Genomic DNA, 10,216 nt, shown 5'->3' with positions numbered 1-10,216 from the left:
TCTGCTCAACTTCGTTATTTGCTGGAACCGATATTAACCGGGAACGACTTGATATTCGTGTGAGTTTTCGCATTTATCGTGAAACGCTTTCGCGTTTTTCGTGCGCCGCTGCACTGGTTTCATTCACTTTACGGTGACTACTTCTTTGGAAAGATCGGATCTATCGAAAGCTACACATAATATGCACTTATCTGGACAACCGATCCCTTATTTTCACTGGAATAACTGCGCCTCTTCTGCATAGAGCAAAGGTTGCCATTTCCACTCGGTCGGCGGTCACCGTATAATGCATCTGCGCATTCTACACCGGCAAGGTCGTATAGACTCCCGTGCTCTGGCCCAGTGGACGCACAGTGTCTTTCGCTCCTACGGCGTTTTCTACGAAAGCGCGCTTCCATCATCTGCTGCCTAACTGAATGACTTAGGCCATTCGCAAGTTATCCAGTACTCAGCCGACAGCCACCGTACAATGCATCTACGCATTCTGCACTGGCAAGGTCGTATAGACCTCCCATGCTCTGACCCGGCGGACGCACAGCGTCTTCTGCGCCTACGGCGTTTTCTATGAAAGCGCGTTTCCGTCATCTGCTACCTAACTGAATGGGTTTATACCATTTGTAAGTTATCCAGTGCTCAACCAACGGCCACCGTACAATGCATCTGCGCATTCTGACCAGGCAAGGTCGTATAGACCTCCCGTACCCTCGCCTGGCGGACGCACAGCGTCTTCCGCGCCTACGGCGTTTTCTATGAAAGCGCGCTTCCGTCATCTACTACCTAACTGAATGGGTTTATACCATTTGTAAGTTATCCAGTGCTCAACCAACGGCCACCGTACAATGCAGCTGTGCATTCTAGCCCGGCAAGGTCGTATAGACCTCCCGGGCTCTGGTCCGGTAGACGCACAGCGTCTTCCGCGCCTACGGCGTTTTCTATGAAAGCGCGCTTCCGTCATCTGCTACCTAACTGAATGGGTTTATACCATTTGTAAGTTATCCAGTGCTCAACCAACGGCCACCGTACAATGCAGCTGTGCATTCTCGGCCCGGCAAAGTGGTATATACGCCTGTACTGGTTCCTGGGGTACCGATTGCCCAAACCCTGAAGTAATAGTCGTTCCCAACCTTTGCCACAAATTGCGTTTTGAGTACATCACCATTGCCAACGGTAAAGCTTGGAACAGCCGTCATACTGCCGTTTACAGTCATCTTAAAGCGATAGGCGCTGCCTCGTTTTAAAGTAAACGGAAGTGTTGTGTCGGAAACAACAAACACCTGTGTCTGGCAATTCTCTGTCGGTAGCACTGGAACTGTTGTTGCGGGAGCCGTTCCTACTCCATAGGAATTCCCTGCTGAAGAACTGCTGCTGGAACCTCCGGAATGGGAACCATTCTGCTTTTCGTTTCCAATTGCTCGACTCTATCCTCTACCTCGTCATACGCTTTGACAATTTGGTCGCGAGTCGCTTGCGGGTCCTTCACTACCTCCCGTGCGCTTTGCAATGCGCCATTTAACGCTCGCACCGATGCAGCCGTATAATTGCTCAAATCCATGTTCTCTACCTGTGCAATGAGATCTCCCAAAGCGTCCTTATCTGGAATTCTGCGTAGATTCTCTATCGCCTTGGTAAGCGCAGCAGCTGCTGCGTCGGCCTTCTCCTGCGTGACAGCCCCTGCGCCTTTCTCCAGAATGGTTTCTGCCTTTGTAAGCGCTTCTTGGAATTCTTTTTGCCCCTCTGGGCGATAATCCTCAAGACAGAGCGACTTAGCATAGTCGACCACAGCCTGTAAAGAACTCAAGTCGGCTTTAAAGATCAGTCGATTGAGAGCTTCTTCCAAAGTGTAGTATGCACTTTCGACGTCTCCCTTCAAAGCATCTCCACCTAAATCATAGACATCCTGCGCGGTCTGATAAGCTTCTTCAAACCCTTCATAGCTGCTCTCTGTAAAGAGTTCCGGATTGATCTTTGATGCAATCTCCAGCAGTTTTCCAAGGGAAGTCAAATCTCCCTTTTCAAAGTCAAGGTAATGAATTGCCTCGATCAACAGCTTCCAAGCCTCATTGACTTCTGCCTGTGTAGCTGTATCTTTATCAAACACCTCTTGGGCATTTTCTCTCGCTTCCAAGAAGTTCTGCTTTACTGTATCCGCCAGATCTTCCAATTCTTCTTCTGTTACAGTGTTTGCTACATCCAAGGCGGCCTCTAAAATTGCCTTGTTGACCACCACAAAATGGAAGTAAAGCTTCGTATCCTGATTCTGCATGGTTACCGAATAGGTAAACCCATCCGCCTCAAATGGAATCGTCTCTCCGTTGCAGGTAACCGCGTTGAAGGACTGTCCCACGGGCGTAAAATGCAGTTTTAAATCCTCGCCCGCCATAACTTCTGCACTGAAAATACCGTCACGCTCCAAAATGACTTCGTTCACATTGCCCTCTACTTCCAGCTCTGCATTGGCATTCCACTGTACAAAGAACAAATGCGGAGACAACTCTTGTTCTTCTACGACGACCGTTGCTTCTGCCTGTAAGTTTTCCGGATTTTCCACTCCATCAGGTAGCGTTAAAATGCCGGAAATCGTATAGGTACCGACCTCTGGCAAATAGCCGTCCTTCTCCCAAACGACCCCTGCCTTTTCTGTCGATCCATCGCTCAATACCACCGTTACCGTTTCCGGCAGATCGAGATCTTCGAACAGAGTGCCCGATACAACGGTCTGTTTCTCCGGATTTTTCACAGAAACCACTGTGAGTTTGGGTTGTACCGCTGTAATGGTAAATTTGTCCAAATTTGCTGTGGACTCTTCATCATTGAAGAACTTCAACCGGTCTATCCCCTGTTTCAGCTCGACGCGAATGGTCTTTTCCACGAAATTGGGATAGGTATTTTCACAAGAAATCCGCCCCTGAACCGTTTGGTCAAGATTCTCATAATAAAGTATATTCTGTGCTCCTGCCATGCAGGATACGGCGATGTCATAGGTTCCATCCTGTGGCACTTCCACCCAGAGATTCAGCCAAGCGTTTCCATGGTCTCCGCAATTGCCCAGCCAACCGACTGCCTTGCCGCCGCTTGCATAGGCATTGTCCTCAATAAGTCCACCTTCGCCGCCCAGTTCCAGGAGTTCAGCCTCCACTTCAACCGGTGTGGTACTGCTGTTCAAAACAACTGGCCGATTCTCCCCATAATGATCCATTTCCTGGAAGGAAACAGAAATCGTATGATTCCCAGTTACCTCCTCAAAGGTATAAGTGGATTTTTTGTCCGCTGGCTCCCCATCCACCAAAATTTCTGCGATTTCATAGCCACGGTCTGGCGTGATCGTAAAGGTCTGTGAAGAGCCTTCTTTCACTGCGATTTCTCCCGAAGGCTCAATTGAACCATTCTCTCCTGCCTCTGCTGTAATGATGTACGTATTTGCTACCAAATCTTTGGCGGTAAAAGTAAAGAAGTCAAGATTGGGGCCTGCATTGGAATCCGCTGTAATCACCAATTCCCCTGCACCGGGTTCTGTGACGATTAAATCAAAGGTGACGTTCTTATACGGCGCACTGCTGTCCCCAAAGACACGCACCGAACCGCTCTGAATCCCATCTCCACTCCAATTGATCACATTGGCAGTTTCTTCGCTGAGACGGCCGCTCTGATAACGACAGTCGACACGATATGTGCCAGCATTGGGTGCTACATAGGGCAACTTGATGACATTGCCTGGTTCCATCCAGCCTACCTTCTGTCCATGACTCGCATTGGCGTCCTCTTCGATTCGGACATATTTGTCCCCAGAAATTGGTACCAGAGTAAAAAACTCTGCCTCCGCCAATTTATCCCCTTCATTTTCTTTTGGAAGGATAAAGGGGTCCGCCTCTGTAAAGGCAGTTCGGTCTTCCAGCCCTTTTTGAGCCTGTTCCAAATTCTCCAGAGCAGTATTCACTTGTTCTGCTGTCGCATCCGAATTATCATAAACCGCCTGTGCTTCCTCTCTGGCCTGCACAAAGGACATCCATGTTGCAGAGGTATACCAGCCCTCGTTCTCCGCATTTGCCTTCTCCAGTGCAGCCTTCAAAGCATTTTTATCCACCAAGTCATTGTCCTTTATAATGACATCTGCGCGCGTATTAAATCCTAAAATAGCGCCTCCAGCCGGGTTAACAATCTCCGCAAAGAAACGGAGGTCACCGGTGACCTCATTGTTTTCAATGGCTTCTACGGTCACCTCTGCCGTGTCCTGTCCATCCGCAAATGTCACTGTTTCATTCACGTCGTTATAGTGTCTTCCGTGAACGGCGGTATCCGGCGCAGTCTGAAAATCGACAGAAACTTCTCCGGATGTGCCACCAACACGCTTGATGACAATATTCTGCGTGCCACCTTCAAGAACCGTATAACTGGCCGGATCAATCTCAAACATCCCTGCGCCGTTGTTGTCCAATATAAAGGCAGCATCCAGTCCCGTTGCCTTTGTCTTGCAAACCATACGCACTGTATGTTCTCCATACGGCAAATCATCAGTCACATAGAGAATCTGTTTGAGTTGGCGATTTGGCTGATATGCGTCAGGGGTTGCAACCAAATTTCCGTCCACATATACGTCCATCGTACCATGGTTGCGGAATCTTTGTTCCAACAATCCATGCCTTTGTGCCAGTAAAGGTGAAACTCGCCTCAGCACCAGGGTTCGCCCACATGCCGGTATCGTTAACACCATCAATGGTTTCCAGGTTCCAACCGTCGCTTCGATCGAATTCACGATCGTCAATCATGGATAAGCCTTCCGGCATAATGGATTCTTGTTCAAACGCACCTTCGGCTTTAAAAGCGCCGATATTTTCAATCAACGGCACAGCCTGGGAACCGGTAATATTGACGCGAATCTGGTCTGCACGAACGGGTGCACCGCGTACCAAACGTTTTGCACCAATGGTGTGCCCAGAACCAAATTCTTTCCAACCGGAAGAAGTATGAACGTCTACGGTAAAGTCGGAAATTCGCTGTCCCAGTTCAATGTACTCTTCAATGGAAACAATATCAAACAACTTGGTTCCACCTAAATCAATCGTGATACTTCCCGTCGTCTGGCCATCGTCCATGGTCCAATAGCTGTCTGAATCGTCATCCAAAACATTGGCCGCAGCATAAGTTGGACTATTGCCACGCACAGCGGTCGCCTCTGCTGTTACCCCCTCCTGTTTTGTCAGATCAGTCCGGAAGGTATCCCGAATCGTCTCTCCCAATTCCGATACACGGTCGACAAAGTCCTCTGGTAAAACACCGGTTGTATCCGGCGGAACATTCAGCAGCAACGGCTGACCACGTCCCACAGATTTGAAATAGATGTCTGTACACTCTTCCATGCTTTTCGGCTGTTTTCCGCCTTCCAAAACCATCCGGACGTTAAGGAAACGTCGCACTCGCCGATGCTCCAAATATCTCCATTTGGATCGCCACTATTTAGATAATTTGCTTCGTCCCCTCCATATGTATCGTAGTAATCCCTCTGGCGTTGTTGATCTAGCTTTGACCAGCAGGGATCCCCGCCTTACCGGATTCATTTCCAATCCAACGGATGGTCGAGCCATATGGGCTGAAAACCACTGCGCCGGGTTGAAGTTCCTCAATCAAATCAAACCACTCTTGGAATTTATAATGCTGGGCAGCAGCGCCGCTCCCTTTGCACCGTCCATCCAGACCTCAACAAATTTACCATCGTTGCCGTACTTTGGATTGCCCAGTACTTCCCGAAGCTGATTCATATAGTATTCATTGTAATCGCCATTTGAATCGGTCTCTTCATCCGTACCCGTACCATAACCATAGCTGGGATTATTGGCGTCCCAAGGAGAAAGATAGAATCCCATATCCATGTCATACTTTGTGCAGGATTTGGAGAGCTCTTCCAAAACGTCTCCAGACTGTCCCCGGGCTGCCTGTGTAGCTTGAAAGTCGGTACTGCTGGCAACGTCCTGGGTGGTGTACTCGCTATCCCACAGGCAGAACCCATCGTGGTGCCGCCCAATCATGATGATGCGCTTAAAGCCAGCATCCTTCAATGTCTTTACCCACTGGTCCGTATCCAAACCTGTTGGGTGGAACACATTCGGGTCTTCTTTTCCAGTTCCCCATTCTACGCCATAAAAGGTGTTAACACCAAAATGGATGAACGCTGATAATTCTTCTTCATGGTACTGCAACTGTGTCTCTGTCGGAAGAGGTCCCCAAGCTTCAGGAGGAGATACATCATCTTCTGCCGCCGCCGCACCATGGATCGTCAATGGTTGCAAAGCCATCATAGCCGCTACCAGAAGCGACAACCACTTTTTTGTCTTTTTCATTCTTTCTAAATCCTTCCTTTCTTGTTAAGTTTCCGATTGCGCATATATCGCAATAGTTGCTTATTTAAATTATATCGTTTCTCACAATATTCATCAAATGATAAACTATTTTTTATGTATCTTATTGTGTATATTTGTTGTACTTCTACGGACTTTTTCAAATAATTTATCCAATCGAATATACTTTATTATTTCATTGATGAGAAAGAAACGGTTATTGGGCATATATTATTCCCATGCTCCAAAATTATTCATAAAGTCATCCAGAAGATCACGAAAATTCTCATAGGAGACGAAGTTGCGATTTAGACGGGCTATAAAATGCTCCACTATCTGGCGATCTGTAGATAAATCCGCGATCTCTTCTGTACGATATATACGCCCTTCCTTATAAAATACTGCTTTTACTCCATAAACCGGCACTCCACTGTACATTTCCTCCCTGCAAGAAGAGGATGTCACCTCAAAAACACTATGCCGTACCAAACGAAGGATTTCTAAAAATAGGGAGCTAACATAGCTTTCATCCAATTCTGTATTCACAATATCGTTTAGCACCTGTAATAGGAGCCTCGCTGCTGAACGATTGGGCTCCGGAAGGGCGGACAAAGGGATATTGGGCACACAATCGTTTATCTTTTCTGAATTGGGATCAATAAACAACGCAGGTAAATCGATTTTCAATGCATCCGCATAGCGCAACAGTGTGGTTAAGTTTGGATTTGACTGTGCACGCTCTATTTTCCCAACAGAGGATGGTTGGATGCCGGTCAACTCCGCCAAATCTTCCTGGGTGAGGCAGTGCCGCTTTCTGTGACGGCGAATATTTTCTCCTATGATGGTTCGGTAGTCTTCCATATAATCTCCTCTTTCCTGAACTTACCGTAATCATACTATAAAAAAATTTATTTCACAAAGTCATAAAACACCTATTTATGTCGAATGATACAGGTTTTTGTTTTTGTACATAAAAGGAAGTACTACCTAAGATAGGCAAAGGATGGCCGAACCAGTATTTTTTGATAAAATGAGACTTTTCCCAATTCGATTCCTCTAATAGAATCGATTTTTCATTCTCAAATGTCCTAAAAATATGTGAATTATTTTTACATAATCTACAATATGAATTTTTATTCGTAGAATGATCGTGCATATTCGAATATCCTTCTTTTCAAGGAGGAATATTTATGTCATTCAAAATGCACTTTGGGCACGACATCTATCACAATCGCACAGACAAACGCAAGCTGACACAGCAGCAGGTTGCAGATGCCGTATTCATCTCTCTACGAGAATATCAAAAGATCGAAAAGGGAGAGATCTCACCTGGTTCCGAAATTTTTCTTCGCCTGGTCTTTTTCTTCAATATTGATATTCAGGCCTATAGAAAAGACCTATCGGAATATCCGCCTAGTATCTTATAGCAAAACGTCCGTAGAATCTCTTTGATAGAGACTCTACGGACGTTTCATTTGATCCTATATTATCATATGATTTTTCAAGTAATTTCCTTACAAACCCTAATGGCTAAAAGCGGCTGGAACAGATCCTTAGGGGCTCTTTAAGGCTCTGGACAAACCATTGGAAACGGAGTCTATAGGATTTACGGACACAGCCCCCATTCTCCCCTTGCCTACCGCCTGTTCTATTGCAATTAACAGTAAAACGTTCTCGAATATATTTCGACAAAACTCAAAAAACAATCATTCCATAGCGTTGATCTATTTTGTAAAATTGTTGATCAATTTGTTGATCGAAGATAAAAAAGAAACCCCAAAACCCACCATTCATGCGGGTTTCAGGGTTTCAAATTTGGTGCGCGAGACGAGACTTGAACTCGTACGTCATAGACACACGCCCCTCAAACGTGCCTGTCTGCCAGTTCCAGCACTCGCGCATTCAGCGAGAGTTATTATAGCATTGTTTCCTATAAAATGTCAAGACAAAATATCAAATTTTTTGCATTCTTTTTTGTTTTTCATTGTACTTTCCACTCGTTCTATAACTTTTGTACTTGTCTGCTGAATTCTTCATAATCCATCAAGCTATTCAACACTTTTAGAAGTGCATTTGGCGCCAAATGTTCTGGCAATTTCAGCTTCCTGAGCAAAACTTTTCGCTTTTGGGCACTGTTCTCTCCCCCGGAAAGACCCGCTTCAAAAAGATCCGCTTTGGTGATCTTCCTGCCTTTTCTTTGACTCCGCTGTCTGGTCACAAGTTGCCCCTGCACGCCGGAGAGCCTCCAATATCGTTTGGGCGGGTACCCCTTCAACGCCGAGCTTTCCCTCTCTTGAGGGCTTCTCTTTGCGCTTTTCTTTCCCAAAAATATCCGGTACATAAGCGTGCTTGATCTGTTCTGCTGGGATTGCTCCCGCCAGATAGTTGCGAATTACAAACCCTGCCCCGTCGCTGTCGGTCAACACCAAAATCCCACGTGTCTCTGCCAGACGCCGTATCATCGCCATCTGTTCCGGATCTTTCGAATATTTGAAATCCATTTGTTTCGATGATTAATCCATCAATCAGAGAGGACAGCTTGATTTTATCATATTTTCCTTCTACAATCACAGCTTCCTGAATCTTTAAGCGCACGTACTTTCCCTCACTCTGCAAATTTTTCCTTTTCTGCAATCAATAGCAACTGGGCAATCAACTTTTCCATCACTGTCCGGCGGTCTCCCCTTGCACTCTTTAAGGAGAGATCGGCTGCCAAAAGGACTTCCAAACTCTCGCGCAACATTTCCATTGAAAAGCGGCCCCCATCGCGTTCTGCATTGCGCAAACGAAATTCTTTCCCTTTATAATCAAAATATTTTGCCGGTTCTAAACTGTTCTTACCGCTCTGAACTGCAGCACGTACTCGGTATAAATCCAAATATGAGGTGGACAAAACTGCTAAAATAGAAACGGGCTCTTCATTCTGATAAAAGAGCAAATCCAAAATGGAATAGGCCTTGTCATATTGCCGGGCTAAGATGGCACGGGACAACAAAAAAACGGTCGTCTCAAAGTTCTTCGTGACCAAGAGATCAATCTCCCGCCGGGTGATTTCTTTCCCTTCTCCCACATAGGCACAGAGCTTCTCCAATTCTTGAAAGAGTACCTGCAAATCGTTTCCTGCATATTCAATGATCTTCCCTGCGTCGGCACGGGATAGTTCACAGTGACGCTTTGCAGCCGCCGCACAAAGCATCTTTTCAGCGTCCGCCTGGGTCTTGCGCTTAAAAAGGACCGTCGTCCCTAATTTCTGAACCGCAGCCAAAAACTTCTTCCACTTGGCGGACTTTTTATAATCAATTTCAACCGATGGAAGATACAACACCAATACGGTACTCTCCGGAACATTTTCCAACAACTCATAGAGCTTGGCTGTCTCAGAAGCGTTACGTGCTTCTACGTCCAAATCGGATACCGCCACACACTTTCGCTCTGCAAGTAACGGCAACGCTTCTACAGCGTCCGCTATCTCGTCAATGGAGGTACTTCCACCATCCATTTTTTGAAGGTTGAAATCCTGAAATGATGATCCACAAGCCTTATCGATCAGTCGATTTGCATAAAGCTTGAGCAAATATTTTTCTTCTCCGTGCAACAGATATAGATTTCCAAATGTCCCACGTTCTATTTGCTTTTTTAATTCTGTCTCTGTAATTTCCGGCATTATGCATCCCTCCTGATTCGGCATGTTTGTTCATCCGTTAACTCTACCACGACTGTTCCTCTGCCAGCCGTAACCGCAACATTTCGTCTCCCACGGGCTGCTTCTTGAACCTCTCCCTCGTCCATGGATAAAATCGTATACTCGCCGGCAACCCCCTCTACAGCTTGGGTTAGGACTACAAAGTCCGGAGAACGCCAAGTCTTGGGGAGTACTTCCACCTGCA

Annotated in this window: 10 protein-coding genes and 1 tRNA gene; 1 reads left to right on the top strand and 10 read right to left on the bottom strand. The window is 46.4% G+C overall.

What is annotated here, in order from left to right:
• Positions 1 to 992: 992 nt before the first annotated feature.
• The 5 genes from ACGCCZ_RS05840 to ACGCCZ_RS05820 form a co-directional block, all read right to left on the bottom strand.
• Positions 993 to 1,304 (bottom strand): hypothetical protein, encoded by a 312-nt coding sequence (locus ACGCCZ_RS05840; RefSeq protein ID WP_411655543.1) that lies wholly within the window; start codon positions 1,302 to 1,304, stop codon positions 993 to 995.
• Between the two features lie 26 nt (positions 1,305 to 1,330).
• A complete protein-coding gene (locus tag ACGCCZ_RS05835) occupies positions 1,331 to 4,597 on the bottom strand; it encodes a Calx-beta domain-containing protein (protein ID WP_411655542.1) in 3,267 nt (1,088 codons plus the stop codon).
• A complete protein-coding gene (locus ACGCCZ_RS05830; protein WP_411655541.1) occupies positions 4,557 to 5,411 on the bottom strand; it encodes a discoidin domain-containing protein in 855 nt (284 codons plus the stop codon). Before ACGCCZ_RS05830 ends, ACGCCZ_RS05835 begins: the two co-directional genes overlap by 41 nt.
• Before the next feature lie 207 nt (positions 5,412 to 5,618).
• Positions 5,619 to 6,332: an alpha-L-fucosidase gene (locus ACGCCZ_RS05825; RefSeq protein WP_411655540.1), complete on the bottom strand. Its 714-nt coding sequence runs from the start codon at positions 6,330 to 6,332 to the stop codon at positions 5,619 to 5,621.
• Positions 6,333 to 6,560: 228 nt separating this feature from the next.
• Positions 6,561 to 7,190, bottom strand: coding sequence for a DUF6514 family protein (locus tag ACGCCZ_RS05820; protein WP_411655539.1), 630 nt, complete (start codon positions 7,188 to 7,190; stop codon positions 6,561 to 6,563).
• A 329-nt stretch (positions 7,191 to 7,519) separates the two neighbouring features.
• Here ACGCCZ_RS05820 and ACGCCZ_RS05815 point away from each other — a divergent pair, with 329 nt between their 5' ends.
• The gene (locus tag ACGCCZ_RS05815; protein ID WP_054324787.1) at positions 7,520 to 7,756 is read left to right on the top strand and encodes a helix-turn-helix domain-containing protein; all 237 of its coding nucleotides are present in this window, start codon (positions 7,520 to 7,522) and stop codon (positions 7,754 to 7,756) included.
• Positions 7,757 to 8,145: 389 nt separating this feature from the next.
• Here ACGCCZ_RS05815 and ACGCCZ_RS05810 read toward each other — a convergent pair.
• The 5 genes from ACGCCZ_RS05810 to ACGCCZ_RS05790 all read right to left on the bottom strand — a co-directional run.
• Positions 8,146 to 8,229: transfer RNA gene (locus tag ACGCCZ_RS05810), tRNA-Leu, on the bottom strand.
• Positions 8,230 to 8,331: 102 nt separating this feature from the next.
• Positions 8,332 to 8,547, bottom strand: coding sequence for a DUF4093 domain-containing protein (locus ACGCCZ_RS05805; RefSeq protein ID WP_411655544.1), 216 nt, complete (start codon positions 8,545 to 8,547; stop codon positions 8,332 to 8,334).
• Between the two features lie 53 nt (positions 8,548 to 8,600).
• Entirely contained in the window at positions 8,601 to 8,924 is a 324-nt protein-coding gene (locus ACGCCZ_RS05800; protein ID WP_411655538.1) for a hypothetical protein, read from the bottom strand.
• Positions 8,925 to 8,934: 10 nt separating this feature from the next.
• The gene (holA, locus tag ACGCCZ_RS05795) at positions 8,935 to 9,993 is read right to left on the bottom strand and encodes a DNA polymerase III subunit delta (RefSeq protein ID WP_085531830.1); all 1,059 of its coding nucleotides are present in this window, start codon (positions 9,991 to 9,993) and stop codon (positions 8,935 to 8,937) included.
• A partial coding sequence (locus ACGCCZ_RS05790) for a hypothetical protein (RefSeq protein WP_411655537.1) occupies positions 9,993 to 10,216 on the bottom strand: 224 nt, incomplete at its 5' end. The genes ACGCCZ_RS05790 and holA, both read right to left, overlap by 1 nt.

Origin of the sequence: Anaeromassilibacillus sp. SJQ-1 (assembly GCF_046693725.1) — a bacterium.
In the GTDB taxonomy this organism is placed as follows: Bacteria; Bacillota; Clostridia; order Oscillospirales; family Acutalibacteraceae; genus Anaeromassilibacillus.
This window is presented reverse-complemented; position numbering and strand designations above follow the sequence as displayed.

Excerpts from the sequence above, each read along its gene's own strand:
- ACGCCZ_RS05835 (WP_411655542.1), bottom strand. The coding sequence starts at position 4,597 with ATGGACGTATATGTGGACGGAAATTTGGTTGCAACCCCTGACGCATAT.
- ACGCCZ_RS05825 (WP_411655540.1), bottom strand. The coding sequence starts at position 6,332 with ATGAAAAAGACAAAAAAGTGGTTGTCGCTTCTGGTAGCGGCTATGATG.
- ACGCCZ_RS05820 (WP_411655539.1), bottom strand. The coding sequence starts at position 7,190 with ATGGAAGACTACCGAACCATCATAGGAGAAAATATTCGCCGTCACAGA.
- ACGCCZ_RS05815 (WP_054324787.1), top strand. The coding sequence starts at position 7,520 with ATGTCATTCAAAATGCACTTTGGGCACGACATCTATCACAATCGCACA.
- holA (WP_085531830.1), bottom strand. The coding sequence starts at position 9,993 with ATGCCGGAAATTACAGAGACAGAATTAAAAAAGCAAATAGAACGTGGG.